Consider the following 24,893-nt stretch of genomic DNA (forward strand, 5'->3'; position numbering starts at 1 on the left):
TGTGAATAAACCCAACCTCACCCACGCCCCTCACCGGGCTTCGTCCTTTCGCCTGTACCCCACCCATTGGGACGGAGGGTAGCACCTCTGTCTTTTCGGACGTAAAGAACGCCGTCTCGACCCGGCAGGCGGCGGAGCTGTACGGCTTCGCCGTAAACCGGAATGGTATGATGTGCTGCCCCTTCCACGGGGATAAACACCCCAGCATGAAGGTGGACAGCCGTTTCCACTGTTTCGCCTGTCAGGCGGATGGCGATGTGATCGATTTTGTCGGCAGACTTTTTCAACTTTCTCCCTACAAGGCCGTGGAAAAGTTGAAGGAGGACTTCGGCATGGCACTTGCTGACGGCAAGGTGCGTCTTGCTCCCCGCAGACCGCCCACCGTCCGGCAGCAGCTGTTGGACTATTACCGCTGTCTGCAGCGTTGGCGGGTCCGATACGCACCGCAGTCACCCACAGAAGAACTTCACCCCTGCTTCCTTGAAGCGATAAAGAACCTTGACATCGTTGAATATTATCTGGACTGTTCGGTGCTCCCGGACCCGCAGACCGAAAACGAGCTACGGAAGTATTGGGAGGGATTGCATGAGCGACTGGAAAAAGAGGAACGAAGATTGGCGTGATGAGGACGAACTGGAAGAAGAGGAAGAATGCGAATGCCCTTGGGTAGACAGCAAGGGCAAAGTGCGTGAAACCGCTTACTGCCAGTACCTTTTAGAGAAACACCCCATGATGTGCCTGAAACACAAGCTGTTCGACCAGAACGGCGAGGTGGACGAGGACGCACTGCTCTACGAAGTCCACAGCGACCTCCGCGACTTTGTGCTCGACAACCTTGCCAAGAAGGAAAAGCAGGTTCTGGACGCACTCCGTATCGAAACCTATATCCCCGAATGGAAACCCCAGCTTGACCGCATCCATCTCCAGAACGGAACCTACTTTCTGGACGAGCGGGGATTTGTGCCGGAAAAGGAACTCTGCCTGAACCGGCTCCCCGTGGAATACCAGCCCGATGCCCCCGCACCGACCAAGTGGCTGGAATTTCTGGACGGTCTACTGATCCCGGAGGACATTCTGACCTTGCAGGAATATCTCGGCTATCTCCTGATCCCGTCTACCAAGGCGCAGAAGATGCTAGTCATGACCGGCAAGGGCGGCGAGGGGAAGTCCCGCATCGGCTTGCTGCTGAAGAAGCTGTTCGGGGAAGCCTCTCACTCCGAATCCATCCTCCGCATCGAAACGAACCGCTTTGCCAGTGCAAATCTGGAGTACAAGCTGGTCATGGTCGATGACGACCTGAACATGGTGGCTTTGCCCGAAACACGGAACATCAAGTCCATCGTCACCGCTGAAGACCGTTTGTGCATCGAGCGGAAAAACAAGCAGGCTGTCCAAGGCCTGCTGTACGTTCGTTTCATCTGCTTCGGCAATGGCAACCTTGTGGCCGCTCACGATGACAGCGACGGCTTCTGGCGTAGACAGATCCTCATCACGGTGAAAGACCGTGACCCTGCCCGGGTGGATAACCCGTTCCTTATCGAAGAGCTGTCCGAGGAGCGTCCCGGCATCCTGCTGTGGATGCTGGAAGGTCTACACCGTCTGCTGGCGAACCGCTATCAGTTCACCATCAGCGAACGCTCCCGCCGGAACCTCGAAGCAGCCATGGAAGACGGCGACAACCTGAGCCAGTTCATGCAGGCACAGGCTTACGTCCGCTTCCGTCCTGACAGTGAAGAGCGTTCCACATACCTCTATCGCGCCTACACCAAGTGGTGCGAGGATAATCTGGAATCGCCCGCCACACAGAAGAAGTTCAGCCAGTTCCTGCTGAAAAACGCCGGGAAGTATGGCCTGACCTTTTCCAAACACATCGAGGGAAAGTTCGCGTTTGCGAGCGCAGCGCAGCAATGAAAGCCCCAGTGGGGCTTTTAAGCGACAGAACGGTCTTGCGCAGCAAGATGGAGGGGCTTTGCCCCGACAAGTTCTGTGGCTTCCGGGGCGTATGCGTCCACCCCGCCTTTGCTGCGGCATAAAACACACGAAAAGTAAAAAACTCCCGCCCCACGCGTGAACTGCACCCCATTTGTTAGACAGTATGGTATACTGTTTAGGAAATGGGGTGTTTTTGTATGCCAAAGGGACAACGAAAGTACAACGGAACGCAGAAGGTAGAAATCATTAAACGAATCCACAGAGAAAACCTGAGCTTTAAGGGAGCGTCCAGAGAATATGGCATTTCGGACCGTACACTCAGGGACTGGGAGCGCATTTATTGGGAGGAAGGAGAAGAAGCGCTTCTGTTAGAGCGTCGAGGACGAGCCTGTGCCGCCAGTGGGACGCAGAAAGGTCGGAAGCCAAAGCTGGATAAGCAAGTAGAAGAAGATCTTATTGCAGAAAATCAGCGACTTCGGATGGAAATCGACTACTTAAAAAAATTGAATGCCTTGGTGCTGGAAGAGGAACGCCAAAACAGAAAGCACAAGTAGTTCAGGAACTAAGGCAGAAATACCCTCTGAAAGCACTGCTGCAACTTGCCGGACTTCCTCGCAGCACGTTCTACTACTATCTGCACCAGTCTCAGAATCCTGCCAAATACCAAATGGTAAAGGAACAGATTGTTATAATCTTCAACGAGAACAAAAAACGATACGGATACCGCAGAATCACAAAAGAACTGCATAACAACGATATTTGTGTGAACCACAAGACGGTTCGGAAACTTATGAAGCAGCTTGGTTTAGTCTGTCAGGTTCGTGCAAAAAGGAAGTACAGTTCTTACAAAGGCGAAGTTGGAGAAGTAGCTCCAAACCTGCTGGAACGGCATTTCAAGACAAACCAGCCGAATCGGAAATGGGTCACAGATGTTACCGAGTTCAAAGTGAACGACCAGAAACTCTACCTGTCTCCAATTCTTGATTTGTTCAATGGCGAAGTTGTTAGCTACAATCTGAGCCGCCATCCGAACTTTAAGCAAATCACGGATATGCTGGAAGGTGCTTTTCAAAAGCTGCCGGACAAGGTTGACAATCTGATTCTGCATTCGGATCAGGGCTGGCAATACCAGATGAAGTCCTACCAGAATCTACTGAAAGCAAAAGGAATTACGCAAAGTATGTCTCGGAAAGCCACTTGTCTGGACAATGCTGTTGCCGAGAACTTCTTCGGACTGCTCAAGACGGAGCTGTTCTATCTGGAAAAATTTGATTCCATTGACCAGCTCGAAAAGGCTATTGTCGATTACATCGACTATTACAACAATCGCCGAATCAAATTAAAACTAAACGGTCTGAGCCCTGTACAGTACAGGATTCAGACCGTTGGAGCTGCTTAATTCAATTTTTGTCTAACTTTTGGGGTTCATTTCAGCGCCCAAAGCAGTGGTTTTCACTTGTTATCGCTGTTTTCTCCGGGCGCATGTCCACCCCTTCCGGGCGGATGCAGGGCGGCAACACGCCCTTCGGGGCGGGAGAGAATGCAAGATGCGCCCCCAAAGGGCGCATACAATTCAGCCATGCGCCCTGTAAAATCAACATAGGAAGGTACTTTTGTGTGGTTTGGGGCGCGTAGGGCGCGTAAATTCAAGTTCTCGCACTTTTTTGGGCTGCTGCTTCGGGTCAGGAGCGGCAGGCCCTTACATATTTACCGGCCCACAAGGGTGCAGCTCAACCGGAGCTGCACCGGGTCTGGAGAAGTGCAAAGGAGACATGCCTATGACGAATGTCCGCAAAAATTCCGCCAAACTGACCCGTGAGGACTTGAAAATCGCACCCGAATCTCCTACAATGGAACGTCAGGAACTTGCAGTTCCATGCGAATTTTCTGTCAGAAATTCCATGGTAATTTCTGACGAAACTTCAGACCAAACCCCTGCCGTAGAACCTTCTGACCAGACCAGCAAAACCGTCCGACACGCCCCGCTCGTTTACCGGGTGGAGGAGATTGCCCAGCTTTTGGCGATCTCCAACCGTGCTGCGTACAATCTGTGCAACACCACGAAAGATTTCAAGGTGATCCGCCTCGGTACCAGCATCCGGGTAAGCAAGCAGAGCTTTGACGATTGGTTTGCAGCGGTCTGAGGGAGGGAACATCTATGGCATCTATTATGAAACGTGGCAACACGTATTCCGTCCGATACAACTACAAAGATCATGCTGGCAAGCCCTGCAAGGGCTGGGAAACCTTCAAGACCAAGGCCGAAGCGCAGGAGCGCAAGATCACGGTGGAGAAGGAGCTGCTGGACGGCACCTTCCTCGTGCCCGACACCATGACGGTCGAGGAGATGCTGTACAAGTGGATTCCCATTCAGTCCAGCAAACACAAGTGGTCTCCCAAGACCTACACCCAATCTGTGGCGATGGTGCAGAACCTCATCGTGCCGTATATCGGAAAGCGGAAGGTGCAAGACCTCCGCACCTACGACATTGAGCAGTTCTACGCCACCCTGAGCCAGACCCCCTGCGGGCAGTATGTGCACGGTGTGAAGCAGGAGCTGACGGAAAATCAGAAGAAGCGGCTGTTATCCAGCACGTCCATTCACGAAGTCCACACGCTCCTGAAAACCGCCTTTTCGTATGCCGTTGACTGGGACCTGATTCACAAGTCGCCTACTCCCCGTGAAGCCCCCAAGATCAACACCGAAGAACGCACCATCTGGGATGAGCGCACCATGTTGGCGGCGCTGCAGACCATCGAGAATCCCGCTCTGCATCTGGCTGTGCACATGAGTATGATCCTTTCCTTGCGAGAGGGCGAGATCCTCGGCTTGCAGCCGGGAGACCTCGACTTTGATGCAGCAGACGGACGGGGAACCATCTCGGTGAACAAAGCCCTGCAGCGTGCCGACAAGGTCGCCTTGTCCAAGATCGACCCCACCCAGATCTACCACACCTTCCCGGACAGACGGGAGGGGAGTAAGTCCTCGCTGATCCTCAAGCGGACTAAGACCAAAAAGTCCAACCGCATCCTGTACATGACCAAGCCCTTGAAAGAGGAGCTTCTGGCATGGCTGGAAAAGATGAAGCAGGACGAGCAGAGCGCCCCGGAAAAGTACAGCAACTGCGGTCAGCTGTTCCGCTTACCAGACGGCTTACCCATTGCCCCGGACGTTCTGACCAAGTGGTATCGTATGTGGCGGGCAGAGCACCCGGAGTTTGAGAAGATCGTGTTCCACGGTCTGCGCCATTCCAGTGCCACCTACCAGCTGCTGCAGTCTGGCGGTGACTTCAAGTCGGTGCAGGGCAACACCGGCCATGCAACCGCCACCGTCCTGATGGACACCTACGCCCACACGCAGGACAAACCCCGGTTGGAGTTGACCGAGAAGATCGAAGCCGACTTCTACACGCAGGATGTGGCCGGTGCAAAGCCGCAGGAACCCCCGGAAAACAAAACGCCGGTGGCAACAAAAATCACGGGTAAAATGATCCTTGAAGCCATCCGGCAGATGGACGCAGAGGAACGCCGCGAGCTGACGCGGGTGCTCTTCGCGTAAAAGATTCTTTTTTGTGCAGCGAAATACACGCTGTGCAAGCGATGCAAAGAGTTCATGGCTTTTTTGTAAAGTGTGCAGGAGATGTGCAAAAGTGTGCAGCCCCTGCCAAAAAAACAAAAAAGCCATGAAATCTTTCGATTTCACGGCATTTTTTGGTGCGATGGAAGGGACTCGAACCCCCGGCCTACTGATTCGTAGCGCACGCCGGGCGATTCCCTCAATTTTTGGAAGTTACGTTTCAATGTCGTTTTTCTGCGATGCATCGCAGGTTTTGAACTTCGAGTTTCTGCATCCTTTGTCCGATTTTGCAACGATTTGCACCCTTTGCACGTTTTGAAACCGTGCAAAAACCGTGCAGAAACCGTGCACTTACTCCCGGACAAACTAAAAACCACTTCATCCGACAACGACTTGACGGCATTGGTTCGAGTGACCGCACACCAAAAATCAAGTCTTGGAGGATACTATTATGACGAAATTGCTTTCCTGCCGCTACAATATGGACACCAACCGGGTGGAAGCCCAGTTCGCAGATGGCTCTGCTGTTGCCATCGACTGCATTGCCGTGGAGGACGAGTACGGCAACACCCCGGCGCAGCGGGCAGAGCTGGACTGGCTGCTATGGAACAAGCCCTTGGAGTACGCACAGATGGTGCTGAGAGGGGAGATGGAGCATTACCTTTCCCTCGGCTGCGACCACGGCAGGCTGGAGGATTGAATCTTAGAAAACGCGCGGCAAAATGCTAATCGCGCGGCGCGCGTTTTCAGCGTAAATTCAGCGCAAACCATGCCAAGTCAGCGTATTTTCAGCGTAAATCCCGGAAAGTCAGCGTAAATTCAGCGCAAATCAAACTTTCAGCGTAAAAGTCAGCGTAAATTTTCACTTCACGCTTTTGTACTTCGTTCCTCGGCCTACGCCATCAGGCTGCAAGATTCCGTCCTTGCACATCTGGTGCAGGATATAATAGGTTTGATTCTTATTAAATCCACACAGCTTTTGAGCTTTCTGATTCGTAATCGACGGCTTATGCTTCAGATATTCAAGAATCCGATCCTTTGCTTGAATCTGGCTGACCGTCTTATCCTGCACATAGGCCACATCGGTTTTCACCGTTTCGTAGACCTTGAGGGACAGCATATAAATCTTTCCGTTGAGTTCCAGAAGCCCCTCGTCCCGGAGAGCGTTCAGAACCTTGTGGGCGTTGTCATCGGTTTCCTGAATCGTCTTTGCCGCCTGCTTCAGGGTGATTTTCTGGTGCTCCCGCAGATAGTGCAGAATCATCAGCTCCGACAGCGTGAACATCTTGGACCGCTTATCCTGTGTCTCTGCGATGAAACGCACGAAGTTCTGGTTTTCCATCGTGCTGCAAATGGTCAGCCGGACAGAGTTGGGCGTGCTGGCGTACTCCGGGTAGGATTTGCCCTCGGTGAGCATACTCTGGAACATAATGTCCACACCCTGCCCGGAACGCTGCACATACTTCAGGTGCTGAAGGGTCATGGCGATCAGCTTGTTCCAGGGAATGGACTGGTGGGTGATGATGTTGCTTTCGTTGATGTCCCCCGGAAAGCCGCCGGGGTTCTCAATCACGATCTTTGTGGGGTAGTGCTTGACGTAAACCGGTGCCATGTCCTCATAGGAGCGGTGCGCCAGCGCATTCAGCAGCGCCTCCTGAAAAACCGCTTCGGAGAAATCATACACCTCCAGCCGGAACAGAAGCCCTGCCGAAAGGCAGGGCTTCTGTTAAGCGTTTTCATTCAATTCGAGTAAATCTATTCGACTTTTGGTATTTTCTCAGTCTGCAGACAAGTAGCACATGGCTTCGCGCAGACGTCCCTCATTTTCTGCCGTAGGCTCCATGAAGGGGCTGTGGAACAGGTCCTGGAACAAATTCTCCATCTTGGGAGAGTTCGGGTCAATGCCGATGTCCTCCAGGGTCAGAGGCATGTCCATGCTGCGCATGAAGTCACGGAAAGGTGTCACCTGCTCAGGATGACCATTGAAGGCCATCTGCAGGCAGTCGCCAATGGCCACGATCTCGCCGTGGAGGTAGGGCTTTGCCTCCTGGGTAAAGTAGGTCCGCACCAGCTCGTAGGTCTCGTGACCCAGAGCGGTTTGGCCAAAGCCCTTGCTTACGCCGCTGACGATGCCGGCCACGGCAACATTCAGGTATGCAATGTCCTCCACAGCCTTGGTCAGCTTGCCCTCGGCAATGTCGCGGCAGGCCTGATGGGCTTCTTTCTCGTAAACGTGGTAGGCCATCTCGGCAATGGTGTAGGCGGTGAACAGGCCGATGCTCACGTCGTCCAGCAGGATCTCGCTGCGGCCGTTCTGGATCTCGATCATCTTGGCCATACCGTCCATGATGCCGCTGGCGGCGTAACGGGGCGGCTCCTTGCAGATTACATCCATGTCCATAACGATGGCGTTGACCTCATGGTCGTAGCGCAGGCTACCCAGAGAAGCCCCCTCAGCGGTGTACATAACGCTCAGCGGGGCAAAGGCCGCACAGGTAGCAATAGAGGTAGGCACTTCCACAACGGGCAAGTCGCCGGCAAAGTGAGCCGTGGCCTTGGCCTGATCCATAATGCGACCGCCGCCGACACCCACGATGACCTCACAGCCGCTAGTCAAAGCCTGCAGGGCGTGCTCCTTCGCGCGCTCGTAAGTGTTCTGATCGGGGTAGATGGAGAGCTCAAATGCCACATCGGCATCCCGCAGGCTCTTTTCCACCTTGCCTTCGGTGGCAGCCCAGGCACGGGGGCCTGCAATGACCAGGGCCTTTTTGCCAAAGCGTGCCACTTCGTTGCCCACTAGGTTCAGAGCGCCTGCTTCCTGCAGGTAACGGCCTGCGCCAAACTTATAAGCGTTGTCCAGTTTGATATCTGCCAGACTTCTTGCTTCTGCCATAATAATACACTCCTTAGTCCATACAGTCTCGTATTTAACTCCTTTGCAGTCTTCACTCACAAGGTCAGGCGGCGATCACGCGCAGCAACCTTCCACCAGTCCGTGACCTTACCGTCCTCCACCACAGGTACCGCCGGATACAGGGCGCTAGTAGGGCAGACGTGAATGGGCAGGGCAAACAGTTCCGTCCCGATGGGCGGGATGTCGGCAATGTGCTCTTCCGGCACACGCACCACCCAGTGCTCCTCGTTCTGGATCACCGTGCGGGCGTACTCCATGCCCACGATCTCCGCCCGCTCCGGGGTGGGGTCTGTGGCCACGGCCTTGCAGCCCAGATCCATGGTAAATGTATCGCGGCTGGGGCGACTCACCACGCGGGTGAGCAGAGCGGCAGCCGGAGTGAACTTCAGATCCGGGTAGGCGTTGCGGTAGCCAGCGTCCTGGATCACGCAAGTGCCGGGGCTCAAAAACTCTCCGGTCATCTCTGCGTGGGCCGGGAAGGAGGGGGTGCCGCCCATGATCAGGATGCTGCAATCCAGGCCGTCCGCCTGGAGGCGGCCCTTGATGGCCTCGATCTGCTGGTTCACCGGGGCAGTGGCAGTTTCGCGTTCTTTCACACTGCTCTCGTGGCGGTGGCCGTCGTAGCAGTGCATCCCTCGCATGGTAATGCCGGGCAGGGTGTTCCACTCCCGGTACATGGCTTCCACCTTATCCAGGGCCACACCGGTGCGGTGCTGGCCCATGTCCACGTCCATCAACACGTTGGCCTGGCAGGCCTGGCCCAGCAGACGGATCTGCTGGGTGTCATCCCCAATGGCAAAGAACTCCACCTGGGGGAAGGCCTGCTGCAAAGCGGCAAACCGCCGGATGTTCGGCGCCACCAGGGGGTAGGCCAAGGTAATGCGCTTGGCCCCGGCCTGGGCGGCCATCTCTGCCTCTGCGATGGTGGCGCACTTGAAGCGGTCGATGCCAGCCTCCAGCTGCATCTGCACCACCTGGGCCATCTTGTGGGTCTTGATGTGGGGCCACAGACGGTCTGCACCCCCGGCAATGGCGATCATCTTCTGGATGTTCTGGCGGATCAGTGCCGGGTAGTACACCAGCTGGGGGCTTGCCAGGTCCTGCTGGCCCTCAAAGGCGTAAAGGCTTGCGCTGCTCTTATTCATACTCCACCAACATCTCGATCTCTACAGCAATGTTGCCCGGGCAGGAATTGGTGCCCATGGCAGTACGGGCAGGCAGACCCTTCTCCTCGCCAAACAGCTCAAACAGCAGGTTGGAGCCGCCGTTGATGACCTGGGGCTGCTGGGTAAAGTCGTCGGTGCAGTTCACAAAACCCAGCACCTTGACGCACCGCTTGATGCGGTTCAGGTCCCCCAGCTTGGCATCCAGGTTGGCCAGCAGGTTCAGCATGCAGTTGTAAGCAGCCTTCTGGCCCTGCTCCAGGGTCAGGTCGCCACCTACTTTGCCCACGATGTTGTGACCGTCACCGATGTCGGGGCCGCAGCCGCTGCAGTACAGCAGGTGGTCCCCAAACTCCATGACCGGGGTGTAGACGCCGCCCTTGGGGGGAGGGGCAGGCAGGGTGATGTTCATTTCCTTCAGCTTCTCGTAGACGTTTGCCATAAAAAATACCTCTTTTCGTTTGTTTTTATGATGGTGCAGCCGAGATGGGCTGCTGTTTTATAGACCCAACAGCGTGCTGCCCAGGCTCAGCACCAGGGGCACGCTGATCAGGATACACAGGGTAGAATGGGCCACGGCCTGGCTGGCCAGCTCCCCTTCGGTGTCGTACTGCTTGGCCAGCACCGCCGTCAGGCTGCCTGCCGGGCAGGAAGCCAGGATCAGCACTGCCATCCGCAGGGTGGGGTCCAGGGGCAGCAGACACAGCACAGCCAAAAAGCCCAGGGGGAACACCAGGCACCGCAGACCGGTGATGAGCCACACCAGAGGGTTGGCCACCAGCTTTTTCAGGTCACTGCGAGCCAGCATGCCGCCAGCGATCATCAGCGCCAGAGGGGTGGTGGTGTTGCCCATAGCCTTGCAGAAGCTTTCCAGGATGCCGGGCAGCCGCAGACCGGACACCAGCATCACCACCATCAGAGCGGTAGTCACGTTGGCCGGGGTCAAAAAGGTTTTCAGGCTCACCTTGGCCTTGGGGACGAACAGGTGCTGCACATAGGTAAAGAACAGGATGTTGTAGGCCATGATGCCGGCGGCACCGTACAGGGCGCCGGCATCGCTGCCCAGCAGGGCAGAGGCCAGAGGGATGCCGATAAAGGCACTGTTGGGCAGCACCGCCGTGCCGATGAGCACCGCCTTCTGGCCGGGGGTCAGGCCCAGGGCCTTGCTGAGGCACAGGCAGAATGCGGTGGTGACCAGGTAAAAGAGCTCCAGCACCACATAGCCCTTCAGCATCCCGACCACAGCGGCCCACACCGTCGATGCTGGCACTGGCCAGCAGGGTGCAGGGCAGGGACACGGTCATGACCAGGTTGGAGAGGAACTTGCTGTTGCTGTCGTCCAGGATGCCCAGCCGGGTAATGGCGGCTCCGGTGCCGATCTCCAAAAAGATGATGAGGATCTGCTGCAAAAGGATGGCAATGGACATGGGCTGCTCCTTATACTGTCAGCACCATGCCGCCGTTATAGTTGGTGCGGCGGTCGTGGTCGATGGCCACCTCTCCATTGACAAGGCACCAGTCCAGACCGGTCGCCTTCTGGGCGGGGTTGGTGAAGGTGGCATGATCCGTGAACTTGGCCGGATCGAATACCAGTATATCAGCATAATTGCCTTTCTGCAAGCTCCCTCGTCCGACCAATCCCATTCTGGCGGCCGGCTGGCTGGTCATACGGCGGATGGCTTCCTGCAGAGTGTAGATGCCACGCTCGGCCACATACTCCCGCAGCACCTTTGGGAATGCGCCGAACATGCGGGGGTGGGGCGTGTCGGTCTTGGCATAGATGGCATCCGAGATGATGTTGGACCAGGGCAGACGTGCCACCGTATCAATATCATCCTGACTCATGGACATGTTGATGATGGCGGTCTTTCCGTCCTCGCTGTGCATCAGGTAGGCAGCCAAGGCGGTGGCATCCTCAAAGCCGAACTTCTCGGCGGCATCGGTGACCCGCATACCCAGAAACTTCTCATTTTCGGGGCGGACAACGCCGCTGATGATGATGCGATCCCAGCCCAGCGTGATGCAGAAGTTGTCCCAGTCATCATACAACTCACTGCTAGTGCGGCGGAACTCCTCCACGCCTTCGGGGGTGCCCAGCTTTTCCAGCGCGCGGGTCATGTTGCCGGCCACGAACACCGGAGGCAGCATAGTCGTCAGGGCGGTGCTGCCCCCCTCGTAGGGGTAAAAATCCACCGTCACGTCCATGCCCTGAGCCCGGGCAGCCTCAATGTCCGCAATGGCTGTGTGGATGTCCTTACCCCAGTTCTTCATGCCGCAGCTCTTGAAGTGGCTGATCTCCAGGGCGCAGCCCACGCGGCGTGCGATCTCGATGACCTCCCGGACGCTTTGCACCATGCTGTCCCCCTCGCCGCGGATATGGGTGGTGATGACCCGGTGGTACCGGCCCACCGGCTCCAGGATGTAGGCAAATTCATCGGTGGAGGAATAGCACTCCGGCAGGTACATGATGCCCAGGGACACGCCCGGGGCTCCGGCGGCCATGGCCTCCTCGATCAGGGCCCGGGCGGCATCCAGCTCCTGCTGGGTGTAGGGGGTGTCAGAAAAGCCCTTGACGCAGATCTTGACGGTTCCGGTGCCGATCATGGCCGAAACATTCATGGGCAGCGGTGTCTTGCCCAGAGCCTCCAGATACTGGGGATAGGTGTGGGGGCCGTCCAGACCGATGGGGCCCATAACGGCCTCCTCAAAGGAATAATAGGCCTGGGCGTCGGCGTCCTTTTCCGGCCGGGGGGTCATGCTGATGCCGCAGTTGCCTGCCACTGCCGTGGTGATGCCCTGGGCCAGCTCCACCTCTCCAAAGTGAGGGTCATTGAGGGGTTTTGCATCATGGTGACGGTGGATATCCACAAACCCCGGGGTCACCACCTTGCCGGTGGCGTCGATGACCTGGTCTGTCGGCTCCGTGATGCCCGGAGCGATCTGGACAATGCGGTCGTCCTGCACCAGCAGGTCTGCCTGGTAGGGCTGACCCCCCAGGCCATCATATATAGTACCGTTCTGGATCAAAATACGTTTCATGATAGGTTCCCTCTTGCTATGAATTTGCCCTGCGGCAAGGCAGCCCTGCCGTAAACGATGAAAGGGGCAAGGGCGCACGCCCTCGCCCCTTTCGGAGAAACAGATTTACAGTTTGCCGGCCAGATAAAGTTTACAGATCTTCTTCTGCGTCAGCAGCAGCCTCAGCAGCAGCGACCTTTTCCACGACAGTGCCGCGGCGGTCATCCATAACGTGCTTCAGGCGCACGTCGTCGGGAGTGGTGTCAGCAGGGAACACGAGAGAGACCACGATGCCGAACACCAGAGAAACGATGGTAGCAGGCACAGCCGGACCACCCATGGTGGCGTTGATCCAGTTCTTGAAGGAAGGCAGCACCAGGATCAGCACGCCCAGCAGAGTGCCGGAGCCGATGCAGGCCAGACCGCCCTGCCAGTTGACACGCTTCCAGAAGCGGCCCAGCAGCATAGCCACAGCCACGCCGGGCAGGAAGGCGCCCACGATGGTGGAGATGTAGCCGATAACGTCGTTGACGAACAGGGTGATGAAGAAGGCAGCGCCCAGGGTGCAGATCAGAGCGATACGGCTGACCTTGGCGTAATCCTTTTCCTTGATGGTCTTGCCGGTGATGCTGGGGTACACGTCAGTCAGCAGGATGGTAACGCCGGAGATAGCGTCGGAGTCACCGGAGGACATGGTAGCGGACAGGCCGCAGATCATGAACAGCATGCCGATGACCGGGGACAGTGCGTGGGTAGCCATGTAAGCAAAGGCGTAGTCGCCGCTGGCCAAGGTGTCACCATTCATGGTGGCGATGGTAAAGCAGCTCATGCCGATGATGGCGGTAACAAAGCTCCAGCCGAACAGCAGGATGCCCTGGCCCAGGAAGGCCTTGCGAGCGGTCTTTTCGTCCTTGGAGGTGTAGATACGGGTACGGTGGGTGGGGGTGCCGATAACGCCCATGGCTGTGGACAAGACCAGTGCTATGGCAGCCATGACACCGTAGGAGCCCAGGCCGTAGAAGGTCATTGCGCCAGGCTTGCCAACGGCGGTGAAGGTATCCACCACGTTCTGGTAGCCGCCTGCCAGGGGGATGGCACGGAAAGCGATGGTCAGGAAGCCGATGAGGATGGCGATGAACTGGACAGCGTCGGTGGTAACAACGGCCATGTAGCCGCCGATGAACACGTAGATGCCGAAGCCCAGAACGGTGATGATCTTACAGGTAACGTCCGGCATCTGGGTGACGTAAGCCAAGTACTTGGCACCGCCGTTCAGGTGGTTGCCCAGCCAGATGATCTCGATGACAAACATCATGAAGCCCATGACCTGGCGGATGATCTTTTTGCCGCCGTAGTAATACTGTGCTTCCTCAGACATGGTCAGGAAGCCCTTGTTCTTTGCCTTGGTGAACAGCAGCATGGAAAGGATACCTGCCGATGCGCCCAGGCCGTAGATGGCGCCGCCCCAACCGTGGTTGAAGCCGTTGCCGATGGCACCCATGGAAGAACCGGTGCCGATCATGGTTGCACCCACGGTGCAGAAGATCAGGAAGAAGCCGAGGTTGCCGCCGCCGGTCAGGAAGCTGCTGCCCTCATTTTTGCCACGGCTGGTGATCCAGCCCACAAAGATCATGAAGCAGATCCATGCGATAAAGCCGCCAATAAACAATGGGATGTATTTGGGGTCCAACATAGTTTCATTTCCTCCTTAGAAACATTTTCCTCAGCCCGGCGCAGGGTCCGCTCGGGCCGATGTGGCTGTCAAACATTTCCCCGCTGCGGGCCGGCACCGTGGGGTCGTTGTCCGACAACAACTTCGCTGTCCTAAATCTACCAATTTTCTTTCCATCCGTCAATAGTTTTTTAACATTTTTTGCACAAATATGGATTTTCGGCGCATGTTATAATTTTTTGTCCCTTCTTTTGTCATTTTCACGAAAATAAAACCGCCTCTTGCAGTCCTAAAAACAGCGTCGTATACTAAATTTAGAGGAGCTCATCAGGCAGCCGATCCTCCGATTTGTAAAAATCATGCGGTATTCCGTCAATTTTAATTTGCTTCCGCAAGAAAAAGTTGTCTGACAATATCGCAAAGCCACCCCAGACCCCACCAAATCCCCTCTCCTGGGGGCTGGCAGCCCGGTTCCACCGTCAAAAAAAGCGGCTGAGCCCCCGGATGCCAGGGGCTGGAGCCAACATAACACGCTCAGTTTGTTCGGATATAAGAACGCACAGCTCATTACATCCCCATATCCGAACAGAAATCATTCTTCCGAGCCCCAGAGCTGGCCCGAGCCTCCGGCTCCGGCCCGGCCCTTTATAAGGAAAGGAAGTGATCCTTCTATGCCTTCCGGAGATGCCCACCGTTCCCTGGCCCCTGGATATCCTGGAGCTGTGCAGCCAGAACGGCGGCGGTTACACCCTGACCCAGCTGTCCCAGCAGCTGGGCATTGCCAAGGGCAGCATCTCTCCCCTGCTGCACACCCTGCAGGACCGGGGGTATCTGACCTTGGACGAGCAGGACCACCACTACCGCATCGGCCGCATGGCGTTCCGCATTGGGAACACCTACCTGGACGAGGCCAGTGCCCTGCGAGAGATCCACCGCCTGATGAAGGATATCGTGGCGGCCTGTCACGAGACCTGCCACCTGGGCTGCCTGAAAAACGGGGATGTATATTACCTGAAAAAGGTGGAGAGCCCCTTGTACAGCCACACCGTCACCGTAGAGGGCCGCAGCCTGCCGGCCTACGCCACCGGTGTGGGCAAGGCCCTGCTGGCAGACTACCAGCTGCCCCAGCTGAAGGCCCTGTACTACGACGGCCTGTACCCTCTTACGGAGCACACCATCACCGACTTTCGGCAACTGGCCGACCAGCTGGTGGAGATCCGGGCCAAGGGCTTTGCCTACGAGTGCGAGGAGAGCACCCGGGGCATCCGGTGCATCGGCGTGCCCCTGCGAAAGAACGGCCGGGTGGTTGCCGCCCTCAGCGTAGCCTTCCCTCTGGAGCGGTACAGCCCCCAGGCGGCTACCCGGGCAGAAAAAGCCCTGGACGAGGCCCGGCGTCAGATCGAACGAATGCTTTGCAGCGTAGAGCTGCAATTCTGAGCCTTATTTATAAGAAAAGGAGTGTTTTTATGCCACAGTTGATCACCATCGGCGAGACCATGGCCGCCTTTACCCCCGATAGCGTAGGTGCCCTGCGCTATGTGCAGAACTTTGGCATCCGCACCGCCGGAGCCGAAAGCAATGTGGCCGTAGGCCTGGCCAAGCTGGGCCTGGAGGCCGCCTGGGTCAGCCGCCTGGGCACCGACGAGTTTGGCTGCTTTATCCGCAACCAGCTCCGGGCCGAGGGCGTGGACTGCTCCCGGGTCATCTACGACCCGGACCACCGCACCGGCATCATGTTCAAGGAGACCGGCGTAGGCGAGACCAAGGTATTCTATTACCGGGAGAACAGTGCCGCCAGCCACCTGTGCCCGGAGGATGTGACCCCGGCCCTGCTGGAGGGGGTCAAGATCCTGCACATGAGCGGCATCACCCCGGTGCTCAGCGAAAGCTGCCTGGCCATGACCAAGGCTGCCTTTGCCCTGGCCAAGGAGCAGGGGGTGGCCATCAGCTTTGACCCCAACATCCGCCGCAAGCTGTGGAAGGGCCAGGACTACGCCCCCCTGATCCGGGACCTGACCCTCCAGAGCCAGATCGTGCTGCTGGGCCTGGACGAGGCCGAGGCTCTGTTTGGCCTCCGGGACCCGGACGCCATCTTCGACCTGCTGTTCCAGCAGGGCTGCGCTGTGTGGGCCGCCATCAAGGACGGGGGCAACGGTGCCTGGGTAGCAGACAAGACCACCCGTGAGAAGCTGCCGCCCTACCCCTGCAAGCCTGTGGAACCCATCGGAGCCGGAGACGGCTTCAACGCCGGGTTCCTGGCCGGGTACCTACAGGGCCGGGACGTGATCACCGCCGGGCGCATGGGTGCCGTCTGCGGTGCCCTTGCCACCCAGACCCCCGGCGACGTGGAGGGCTACCCCGACGCCATCCAGATGGAAGCTGCCCTCACCGGCGCTGCCATCACTTACCGTTGATCCTCTGAAACCGCCGGTTTCATTGTTTGCTGAAAGGAGTTTTTCTGTATGGACACTTATGATCTGGTTTCCAAACACCCTTTGCTGGCCATCCTGCGGAACGTTCCGTTGGAAAAGACCATCGATTACGCCGAAGCTGCCGTGCAGGGTGGTGCTCCCTTCTTTGAGGTGGCACTGAACAGCCCCCACGCTCTGGAACAGATTACGATGCTGCGCACCCATTTCGGCGATCGCTGCACCGTAGGTGCCGGCACCGCCATTACCGTGGACCGCTGCAAGGCTGCTCTGGACGCCGGTGCACAGTTCCTGCTGACCCCCGGCACCCCTCTGGATGTGTTCGGCTACTGCGCCGACCACGACATTGCTCTGCTGCCCGGCGTGCTGACCCCCACCGACGTGGCCACCAGCCTGCAGTTTGGCTACAAGACCATGAAGCTGTTCCCTGCCGGCAGTATGCCCCGGCACTATGTCAAGGACCTGCAGGGTCCCTTTGACGGCACCAACTACATGGCCATTGGCGGCGTGAGCCCCGCCAATATCCGCGAGTTCTTTGACGCCGGCTGCATCAGCGTAGGGTTGGCTTCCAGCCTGATGCCCAAGGAAGCCGTAGCTGCCAACGACTGGGAAGCCTGCGCCGCCTACGTCCGCAGCATGGTGGAGCAGATCCGCCGCTGAGTTTCTACAGAACGTCCATATTATAACAGATAAAACAGAAAGGAATCTATCCCATGAAGATCGTTGAAGTCAACACCTATACCGTCCGTCCCCGCTGGGGCTTTGTTGAGATCGTGACTGACGAGGGCTTTACCGGCTGGGGCGAGCCCGTGCTGGAGGGCCACTGCTCCACCGTGCTGGCCTGTGTCCAGGAGATGAAGCCCTACCTCATTGGCCAGGACCCCATGAGGATCGAAGATTTTTCCGCCGTGCTGTACCGTGCCGGGTTCTACCGGGGCGGCGGCGTGCTCATGAGCGCCATTGCCGGCATTGATCAGGCTCTGTGGGACATCAAGGGCAAGTTTTTCAATGCCCCGGTGTACCAGCTCATGGGCGGTGCCTGCCGTGACAACATGCGTGTGTACAGCTGGATCGGTGGCGATCGCCCCAGCGATGTGGGCGCTGCCGCTCTGGAACGCAAGAACGCCGGCTTTACCGCCATCAAGATGAACGCCACCGAAGAGCTACAGATGATCGACACCTACGACAAAGTGGACGCTGTTCTGGAGCGCGTGGCCGCCATCCGGGAAAGCTGCGGCAAGTACTTTGGCATTGCCATCGACTTCCACGGCCGTGTGCACAAGCCCATGGCCAAGGTGCTGGCCAAAAAGCTGGAGGAGTTTGACCCCATGTTCATCGAGGAGCCGGTGCTGTGCGAGAACATGGAGGTGTTCAAGGAGATCGCCGCTGCCTGCAATGTGCCCATTGCCACCGGCGAGCGTCTGTTCACCAAGTACGACTTCAAGCGTCTGCTGCAGGCTGGCGGCGTGGACATCATCCAGCCGGACCTGAGCCATGCCGGCGGCCTTACGGAGGTGAAAAAGATCGCCTCCATGGCCGAGGCCTATGACGTAGCCCTGGCCCCCCACTGCCCCCTGGGCCCCATCGCTCTGGCCAGCTGCCTGAATGTGGATGCCACCTGCTACAACGCCGTGATCCAGGAGCAGAGCATCGGCATCCACTACAACGTGGGCAAGAGCGTGCTGGACTATGTGACCAACCAGGAGGACTTTAAGTTCGTGGATGGCCGTGTGCAGCTGCCTGTGCGCCCGGGTCTGGGTGTAGAGGTGAACAAAGAGCTGGTGCTGGAGGAGAACAAGACCCCCCACCAGTGGAAGAACCCGGTGTGGCGTCACAAGGACGGCAGCGTAGCCGAGTGGTGATGCTCCCTGCCCTGGCCGCCTGAAATCCCATAAAAAATCAGCCCACAGACTGGAGCGTTGCACTCTCAGCCTGTGGGCTGTTCTTGTTGTTGAAAAAAGGCTCAGGTGTCCTCTTCCTGGGGGCTGCTGAGTTCCTTCAGGGCCAGCACCCATTCCGGCACCTTGGGGGTCAGGGGCGGTTCGCCGTTGCGCTGGCGGCGCATCTTCCGGTACAGATCCCGGTTGTAGGTAATGTGTAGAGTCATGGCGTCCCGAGCCCAGGTGCTGTCGCCGCTCTTGATGGCCTCCAGCACTGCCTTGTGGGTGTTCAGGGTCTCCTGCAGCAGGGTGCGGTGGGTGCCCTCGGTGAACACCTCCACCGACGCCGTGATAATGGGGGTCAGCTGGGGAGCCACCAGGTTGCCGCTGGCCTGGGCAATGGCCCGGTGGAACTTCATATCCTCCTCCAGGTAGTCCTGGCCGTGGAGGATGTGGTACTCCATCTGATTGTACAGCTGCTCCATCTCGGCGATCTGCTCCGGGGTGGCGTGGTGGGCTGCCAGAGCGGCAATGGCAGGCTCGATGATATTGCGTACTTCCAGCAGGTCAAAGGCCAGCCGCTCTTTGTCCTCGATAAAATCCAGCCCCAGGGGGTCATCAGCCAAGCCTGGCTGGTCCGTCACAAAGGAGCCTGCCCCGTGGCGCACCGTCAGGATGTTCTGGGATTCCAGCCGCTTGATAGCCTCACGCACGGTACTGCGGGCCACTCCCATTTCCTTGGCCAGAGCCGTTTCTGTAGGGAGCTTATCACCAGCCTTCAGTTTTTCTTCCAGGATGTAATCCTTGATCTTTTGGGCCACCTGTTCTGCCAGTGGTCGGCTGGAATCATATTCCGCGTTCTCCATAAGTTTCCTCTCTCTTTGGTCTTTTCAGCTTTTTTCTATTTTTCATTATACCGAAAATTTCAGAGACTGTAAAGCATCCTGGTCGCAGAAATGTCTGTTCCGACAATCTTTTCATCGCAGCCGTGGGAAGTGATGTTGCGGGTGGCAATGATCTTGTTCCATGCGTCTGCGTACGCTAACGCCCATCGAATGCGAACGGCTCAATGGCTTCCCGGATGATTGGACAGCCGGGATGCCGGAACGACTGCGCTATTTCACCATGGGGAATGCGCTCGTCGTTCCGCTGATCAAGGCCATGGGCAAGCCGGATCAGCGCACTGGCCGAGGACGAGCAGCGCAGTTGATGGGCGTTTCTCTTGGGTTTCCAAAGGGGTGCGGGTCGCCAGTGGCGACCTCAAAATGCAGCGCATTTTGAAGCACCTGACCGAGCCGACAGGCGAGAGGCAGCACCCCTTTGGCACACGACTTTGCCCGCAAAGTCTAGTGTGTTACACCTTGGTTCCGGCTGATGCGGAAAAGGGGCTGCGAGAGGCTCCGGCAAGCACCTGTTCTGTGGCAGAAGGATGCGCGGATGGGCATGGCAGTTGACGATCTCCGCCCACCCATCGCAGGCTTTCAGAGGAACCAATGGTGTACGTTCTCCTTCCTGCCGCAGCAGCGCTCCCCCTATAAGGCGCAGGGCAAATGATCAGCGTCTGTGCTTGCCCCGGTTGCCTGCAAGTGTCCCCGGTTTCAGCATTGCCGTTTTATAAAGAATCTTCTTTATCAGCTTTCTTTCATCTTCTGTCAGCTTATCGTAGTTGATGCCGATTGCCTTCAATGCCGTTCGGATCTTCTTTTCATCCGCAGACCCTTCAAGTTTCTGTGCATCCTCCAGTTCCTTCATCAGGTTATCGACCATCGCACCATCCGAAGTGGTCTTGTCCTTGCGGTGTTCCGTCTTGATGTTTTTCAGGATAGCCACCAGCTCATCATACAAAACCCTGCCAAAGTACTCATCTTCATCAATCTGCCCCAACTTCAAGGTGCTCATGTACAGATCGTTTTCATCTGCTGCATACTTCTTTTTCAGCATTTGCCGAGTCGCTTCCAGACCGGCATTGAGGTTTTGAATGTTTGCGCTGACATATCCATCCACATAGATTTCCAGATCGGTCATGAACCGCTGGAAATTCTCATGCACGATCAGCTCGCACAGCAGCCGATGATTGAATTTTCCATTCCTTAATACGTCCACTGCGCCATCGCTCAGATGCAAGTCCGAAAGGACTGCGTCTGGGCGTTTTTTGTTTTCCGTCACACCCAGCAGATAGTCCGTGGTCACACCATAGAACTCAGCCAGCGTTGTCACGGCGTAAATGCTGAGGTCGGTCACATCGTCGCTCTCATACTTCGACAGTGCCGATTTGGACAGACCCGTCTGCTCTGCCAGCGTTTCCAGCTTCAGATTCCGCTCCACACGCAGGTCTTTGAGCCGTTCTCCCAGTGTCAGCTTGATGTTCATGGTCGCACCTCCGATGTTTTTTGCACAGTATACCACTTCCGGCAGTTCCTGTCCATAAGCGTGGAATTTTGCAGTTTCTGCATCTATTTTCCGACATTATGGATATACGGCACAGCGGCCATTGCAGTGCTATCCTATAGACAGAAAGAAAACATATAACTCCCCAGCAGCGAACATATTAAGGGCTTCCCGCGAAAGCCCTCTGAAATATCTTTCATAACAGGACCTTGACAACAGAATGACCGTCCGAACTGCCCAGACCGCCAAGACCTCCCATCGGGGGAGCGAGCGCCCTGCATGGGGCCGACACAGAGTCCAAAAAGATTTCCTGTCGGGAGGCAGCAAGGGAGACCGGCTTCACCGAGATTCTCACTTGGGGACTTCGGTGACTTTGAACGTGGCAAGGATCAAATTGATCCGTTCCAAAACCTTTGACCAAAGGAGAAATTTTGAGTTTATATCAAAAGATCAAGTCCGCCATCACCGTTCGGCAGGTGGGAGAGATGTACGGCATGGAGCCCGACCGCCATGGCATGGTGTGCTGTCCGTTCCATTCTGACAGCGACCCCAGCATGAAGCTGAACGACACCTATTATTACTGCTTTGGCTGCGGAGCCAACGGCGATGCCATCGACCTCACCGCCAAGCTGTTCGACCTGAACCCCCGGCAAGCCGCCGAGAAGCTCGCAAGTGACTTCGGGCTTGACCCGGATAAGCCACCCGCCAATGCCATCGCCCTGCCGCCGCCCAAGCGCGGCCTGACGGACGAGCAGTGGGCAGACATCGCCTACTGTCTGCGGGTGCTGACCGATTATCTCGACCTGCTGCACGACTGGCAGGAGCGCTACAAGCCCGCCACCCCGGAGGAACCGCATGACCCACGGTTTGAAGAAGCCCTCCACACGACCGAGACCATCGAGCACCTGACGGACTACGTTGCATTTGGAACGCCCCAGCAGAAGGCCGCTGCCGCCGCACAGCTGCTGTCCGGGTCGTACCTGCTGATGCTGGAGGAGCGCACCGACCGCCTTGCTCTGGCGAAGTGCGCCTGATAATTTATTCACCTGAAGTGGTAGGTCTCACCGTGAGACCCGCCACTTCACTTTTCTAAAGGAGAACCACCACATGAAGAAAAACATTTCCCGCAACCCCTTATGACCGGACTGGTACAACGGAAAGAAGATCGATGAAGTCCAGTTTGGCCGTGCCTTTCTGGAACAGTGGCCGCTGAAATGCGTCAACGGAACGCTGTACACGCTGGACGGCCCGGTGGAGGACGAAAGCGAGATCAAGCAGCGCATCTTGGAGAACATCGAGGAATATGTCACCTCCGGCCTGTCAAAAAAGGTCATCAACATTCTGGAGACCATCAAGCTGCTGGCCTTTTCCGACCCGTTCCCTATCGAGCAGGACTGCATCCACCTCCAGAACGGCGTGTACCATCTGCCGGACGGCTCTTTTCAGGAGAGCCGCCTGTTCTGCCAGAACCGTTTACCTGTGAGGTACGACCCCAAAGCAGCCAGCCCGGATCGCTGGCTGACCTTTCTGCACGAACTGCTGGACGATGCCGACATCCCCACCTTGCAGGAATATCTGGGCTACTGCCTGATCCCCAGCACCAAAGGCCAGAAGATGATGCTCATCGTTGGCAAGGGCGGCGAGGGCAAGTCCCGCATCGGGCTGGTGCTCAAGCGGCTCATGGGAGATGCCGCCAGCAACGGCAGCGTCCAGAAAGTGGAGAACAACCGCTTTGCCCGTGCCGATCTGGAACGCCGCCTGCTGATGATCGACGATGACATGGACATGAACGCCCTGCCTAAAACAAATTATATCAAGACCATCGTGACCGCCGAAGCCAAGCTGGACTTGGAGCGCAAGGGTGTCCAGAGCTACCAGCGGGACATTTACGCCCGGTTCCTCTGTTTCGGCAACGGTGCGCTGACCTCGCTGTACGACCATTCGGACGGTTTCTTTCGCCGCCAACTTATCCTGACCACTAAGGACAAGCCTGCCGACCGCACAGACGACCCTTTCCTTGTGGAGAAGATGTGCGCCGAGTTGGAGGGCATCCTGCTGTGGTGTCTGGAAGGACTGCACCGGTTGGTGCAGAACAACTTCCGTTTCACGGTCAGCGAACGAGCCGCCGCCAACGTGGACACCATCAAGCGCAGCAGCAACAATGTCATCGACTTCATGGAGTCCGAGGGCTACTTCCGCTTCAAGGCGGACTACTCCATCAGCTCCAAGGAGTTCTACGACATTTACAAGCAGTGGTGCGAGGACAACGCCTACCACAGCGTATCTGCCATCCGTTTCAGCGCGGAACTGCGACAGAACGACCGCCGCTATAACCTTGAAGCCACCAACAACATCTACCTGCCCGGTGGCCGCAGGGTGCGGGGTTTTGTAGGCATCGAGCCGCTTGTCCACCCCTGCCCGTAAAAAGTGCATTTTTTCACGGAAGAAGTTCGTACAACCTGTACGGTCTGTACTTGTACGCACCTGTACGGCAAATTGGTTCAAATTAAAACGTGTTATCGTTTATATTCCAGGTCGCCGTACGCCGTACAGACCGTACAGGTTATTTGAAGTCCGTACAGATTTTTTGTACACCCCAAGAAGGAGCGTGATCTATGAAAGCCCAATACGGCATTTTAAGGTTCAAAAAGTACAAGGGGCCTGCCATCAGCCCCATCGAAGCCCACAACGAGCGCACCAAGGAGCAGTACGCCAGCAACCCGGACATCGACACGAGCCGGAGCCGCTACAACCTCCATCTGGTGCAGCCGCAGGGCAGGTACCGGGAAGAAGCCGACCGCATGATAGCCGCCGCCCACTGCCGTGTCCGCAAGGACAGCGTGCGGGTGGTGGAGGCGCTTGTCACCGCCAGCCCGGAGTTTTTCAAGGATAAGACCAACCGGGAGATCAGGGCGTACTTTGCGTACGCCCTGAAATTTTTGGAGAGCAGACAGCGCCCGGATACCTTCCTCTCCGCCGTCATTCACATGGACGAGAAAACGCCCCACCTGCACCTCTGCTTTGTGCCCCTGACTGCTGACGGACGGCTGAGCGCCAAGGAGATCATCGGCAACCGCAAGAACCTTGTGAAGTGGCAGGATGAGTTCTGGCAGCACATGGTCAAGCAGTACCCGGAGCTGGAACGGGGTGAAAGCGCCAGCCAGACCGGGCGGGAGCATATCCCGCCCCGCATCTTCAAGGAGATGACCCAACTGACCAAGCAGAAGGAGCAACTGGATGCTCTGCTGGTGGGTATCAACCCCTTCAACGGCAAGAGCCGTGCGGCGGAGATCAGCAAGCTGCTGGACAGCTATATCCCCAACGTAGCACGGATGAAGGACCAGCTGCGAAAGTACAACGTAGCCTTCACCAAGACCGCCGCCGAAAACGAAAAACTGAAAGAGAAGAACAAGACGCTCTCCGCCTCGCTGGACAAAGCGAAGGAAGGGAGCGTCTTGAAGCGTCTGGAGGATGCCAAGCTGCGGCAGGACTATGAAGCCGCCCTGAAAACGCTGGACAGCATCCCGCCGGAGGTCATTCGATTTTATGAAGACCGCACGCAGGAACCTGCGATGCGCCACGATAAGTAAGGAGCAATGCCTATGTGTAATAAAATGTACGAGAATGTGAAATCTTTGGATTATACGAAAAAGCTCTTGCAGTCGGACTCTGATCCGGCTACAATGGAGGTGGTCACTCGAATCAATGCCGTCAAGTCTCCGACCAACAGCCCTGAGACCACAAAGCTGGTGTATACGGTGAAGGAGGTCGCACAGATGCTGGCCATCAGCCAGCGTGCCGCCTACAACCTGTGCAACAGTACCACCGAGTTCCGTGTCCTGCGGGCAGGCGGAAGCATCCGCATCCCGAAGGACAGCTTCGATGCGTGGCTCTACCGGGCAGCTTGATAAGGAGGCAAA

At 57.0% G+C, this 24,893-nt stretch carries 24 protein-coding genes and 1 pseudogene; 16 read left to right on the forward strand and 9 right to left on the reverse strand.

Annotated features, from left to right (window positions below; genetic code table 11):
- The first annotated feature begins 206 nt into the window (after window positions 1-206).
- The 7 genes from ACXPUX_RS02695 to ACXPUX_RS02725 all read left to right on the forward strand — a co-directional run bounded on the left by ACXPUX_RS02695 (window position 207) and on the right by ACXPUX_RS02725 (window position 6,209).
- Window positions 207-623 (forward strand): CHC2 zinc finger domain-containing protein, encoded by a 417-nt coding sequence (locus ACXPUX_RS02695; RefSeq protein ID WP_015537178.1) that lies wholly within the window; start codon window positions 207-209, stop codon window positions 621-623.
- On the forward strand, window positions 586-1,911 hold the full coding sequence (locus ACXPUX_RS02700; RefSeq protein ID WP_458829836.1) for a DNA primase family protein: 1,326 nt from the start codon (window positions 586-588) through the stop codon (window positions 1,909-1,911). Before ACXPUX_RS02695 ends, ACXPUX_RS02700 begins: the two co-directional genes overlap by 38 nt.
- 218 nt (window positions 1,912-2,129) lie before the next feature.
- Window positions 2,130-2,486 carry a helix-turn-helix domain-containing protein gene (locus ACXPUX_RS02705; protein ID WP_173016547.1) on the forward strand — a complete coding sequence of 119 codons (357 nt, stop codon included), beginning with the start codon at window positions 2,130-2,132 and terminating at the stop codon, window positions 2,484-2,486.
- Entirely contained in the window at window positions 2,435-3,331 is an 897-nt protein-coding gene (locus tag ACXPUX_RS02710) for an IS3 family transposase (protein WP_173016548.1), read from the forward strand. Before ACXPUX_RS02705 ends, ACXPUX_RS02710 begins: the two co-directional genes overlap by 52 nt.
- Window positions 3,332-3,704: 373 nt before the next feature.
- The gene (locus ACXPUX_RS02715) at window positions 3,705-4,076 is read left to right on the forward strand and encodes a helix-turn-helix domain-containing protein (RefSeq protein ID WP_308563581.1); all 372 of its coding nucleotides are present in this window, start codon (window positions 3,705-3,707) and stop codon (window positions 4,074-4,076) included.
- Between the two features lie 14 nt (window positions 4,077-4,090).
- The gene (locus ACXPUX_RS02720) at window positions 4,091-5,491 is read left to right on the forward strand and encodes a site-specific integrase (RefSeq protein ID WP_227613108.1); all 1,401 of its coding nucleotides are present in this window, start codon (window positions 4,091-4,093) and stop codon (window positions 5,489-5,491) included.
- A gap of 469 nt (window positions 5,492-5,960) precedes the next feature.
- Window positions 5,961-6,209, forward strand: coding sequence for a DUF6061 family protein (locus ACXPUX_RS02725; RefSeq protein ID WP_458829839.1), 249 nt, complete (start codon window positions 5,961-5,963; stop codon window positions 6,207-6,209).
- A 162-nt stretch (window positions 6,210-6,371) separates the two neighbouring features.
- Here ACXPUX_RS02725 and ACXPUX_RS02730 read toward each other — a convergent pair whose 3' ends face one another.
- The 7 genes from ACXPUX_RS02730 to ACXPUX_RS02760 all read right to left on the reverse strand — a co-directional run bounded on the left by ACXPUX_RS02730 (window position 6,372) and on the right by ACXPUX_RS02760 (window position 14,297).
- Window positions 6,372-7,193 (reverse strand): ATP-binding protein, encoded by an 822-nt coding sequence (locus tag ACXPUX_RS02730; protein ID WP_458829841.1) that lies wholly within the window; start codon window positions 7,191-7,193, stop codon window positions 6,372-6,374.
- A gap of 93 nt (window positions 7,194-7,286) precedes the next feature.
- Entirely contained in the window at window positions 7,287-8,402 is a 1,116-nt protein-coding gene (locus ACXPUX_RS02735) for an iron-containing alcohol dehydrogenase family protein (protein WP_303926495.1), read from the reverse strand.
- Window positions 8,403-8,458: 56 nt separating this feature from the next.
- Window positions 8,459-9,568, reverse strand: coding sequence for a D-TA family PLP-dependent enzyme (locus ACXPUX_RS02740; RefSeq protein WP_458829843.1), 1,110 nt, complete (start codon window positions 9,566-9,568; stop codon window positions 8,459-8,461).
- Window positions 9,561-10,028: a RidA family protein gene (locus ACXPUX_RS02745; protein WP_158388994.1), complete on the reverse strand. Its 468-nt coding sequence runs from the start codon at window positions 10,026-10,028 to the stop codon at window positions 9,561-9,563. Before ACXPUX_RS02745 ends, ACXPUX_RS02740 begins: the two co-directional genes overlap by 8 nt.
- A 57-nt stretch (window positions 10,029-10,085) precedes the next feature.
- A complete protein-coding gene (locus tag ACXPUX_RS02750; protein ID WP_458831145.1) occupies window positions 10,086-10,820 on the reverse strand; it encodes an AEC family transporter in 735 nt (244 codons plus the stop codon).
- Between the two features lie 203 nt (window positions 10,821-11,023).
- A complete protein-coding gene (locus tag ACXPUX_RS02755; RefSeq protein ID WP_458829845.1) occupies window positions 11,024-12,625 on the reverse strand; it encodes an N-acyl-D-amino-acid deacylase family protein in 1,602 nt (533 codons plus the stop codon).
- 130 nt (window positions 12,626-12,755) lie between these two features.
- On the reverse strand, window positions 12,756-14,297 hold the full coding sequence (locus ACXPUX_RS02760) for a sodium:solute symporter family protein (RefSeq protein WP_458829847.1): 1,542 nt from the start codon (window positions 14,295-14,297) through the stop codon (window positions 12,756-12,758).
- A 639-nt stretch (window positions 14,298-14,936) separates the two neighbouring features.
- Between ACXPUX_RS02760 and ACXPUX_RS02765 the strand changes: the two genes are divergently transcribed.
- The 4 genes from ACXPUX_RS02765 to dgoD are packed head-to-tail and all read left to right on the forward strand — an operon-like array spanning window position 14,937 to window position 18,567.
- Window positions 14,937-15,713 (forward strand): IclR family transcriptional regulator, encoded by a 777-nt coding sequence (locus tag ACXPUX_RS02765; RefSeq protein WP_458829849.1) that lies wholly within the window; start codon window positions 14,937-14,939, stop codon window positions 15,711-15,713.
- Between the two features lie 29 nt (window positions 15,714-15,742).
- Complete coding sequence (locus ACXPUX_RS02770) at window positions 15,743-16,690, forward strand: sugar kinase (protein ID WP_458829851.1); 948 nt, start codon at window positions 15,743-15,745, stop codon at window positions 16,688-16,690.
- A gap of 48 nt (window positions 16,691-16,738) precedes the next feature.
- Window positions 16,739-17,365: a bifunctional 4-hydroxy-2-oxoglutarate aldolase/2-dehydro-3-deoxy-phosphogluconate aldolase gene (locus tag ACXPUX_RS02775; RefSeq protein ID WP_458829853.1), complete on the forward strand. Its 627-nt coding sequence runs from the start codon at window positions 16,739-16,741 to the stop codon at window positions 17,363-17,365.
- Between the two features lie 53 nt (window positions 17,366-17,418).
- Window positions 17,419-18,567 carry a galactonate dehydratase gene (gene dgoD, locus ACXPUX_RS02780; RefSeq protein ID WP_458829855.1) on the forward strand — a complete coding sequence of 383 codons (1,149 nt, stop codon included), beginning with the start codon at window positions 17,419-17,421 and terminating at the stop codon, window positions 18,565-18,567.
- A 101-nt stretch (window positions 18,568-18,668) separates the two neighbouring features.
- Here the strand turns inward: dgoD and ACXPUX_RS02785 are convergent, their stop codons facing one another.
- On the reverse strand, window positions 18,669-19,451 hold the full coding sequence (locus ACXPUX_RS02785) for a FadR/GntR family transcriptional regulator (RefSeq protein WP_458829857.1): 783 nt from the start codon (window positions 19,449-19,451) through the stop codon (window positions 18,669-18,671).
- 163 nt (window positions 19,452-19,614) lie between these two features.
- Here ACXPUX_RS02785 and ACXPUX_RS02790 point away from each other — a divergent pair.
- Window positions 19,615-19,866 (forward strand): annotated as a pseudogene (locus ACXPUX_RS02790) (DNA cytosine methyltransferase); the annotation flags it as partial.
- A 273-nt stretch (window positions 19,867-20,139) separates the two neighbouring features.
- Here the strand turns inward: ACXPUX_RS02790 and ACXPUX_RS02795 are convergent.
- On the reverse strand, window positions 20,140-20,955 hold the full coding sequence (locus tag ACXPUX_RS02795; protein ID WP_117535565.1) for a helix-turn-helix domain-containing protein: 816 nt from the start codon (window positions 20,953-20,955) through the stop codon (window positions 20,140-20,142).
- Between the two features lie 449 nt (window positions 20,956-21,404).
- Between ACXPUX_RS02795 and ACXPUX_RS02800 the strand changes: the two genes are divergently transcribed.
- From ACXPUX_RS02800 to ACXPUX_RS02815, 4 genes are all read left to right on the forward strand, one after another.
- Window positions 21,405-22,007 carry a CHC2 zinc finger domain-containing protein gene (locus ACXPUX_RS02800; RefSeq protein WP_458829859.1) on the forward strand — a complete coding sequence of 201 codons (603 nt, stop codon included), beginning with the start codon at window positions 21,405-21,407 and terminating at the stop codon, window positions 22,005-22,007.
- 130 nt (window positions 22,008-22,137) lie between these two features.
- A complete protein-coding gene (locus tag ACXPUX_RS02805; protein WP_458831147.1) occupies window positions 22,138-23,397 on the forward strand; it encodes a DNA primase family protein in 1,260 nt (419 codons plus the stop codon).
- Between the two features lie 191 nt (window positions 23,398-23,588).
- Window positions 23,589-24,563, forward strand: coding sequence for a MobV family relaxase (mobV, locus tag ACXPUX_RS02810; protein WP_458829861.1), 975 nt, complete (start codon window positions 23,589-23,591; stop codon window positions 24,561-24,563).
- Window positions 24,564-24,587: 24 nt separating this feature from the next.
- The gene (locus ACXPUX_RS02815; RefSeq protein WP_458831143.1) at window positions 24,588-24,881 is read left to right on the forward strand and encodes a helix-turn-helix domain-containing protein; all 294 of its coding nucleotides are present in this window, start codon (window positions 24,588-24,590) and stop codon (window positions 24,879-24,881) included.
- Window positions 24,882-24,893 lie beyond the last annotated feature (12 nt).

The organism is Faecalibacterium sp. PGM34, from assembly GCF_054456555.1.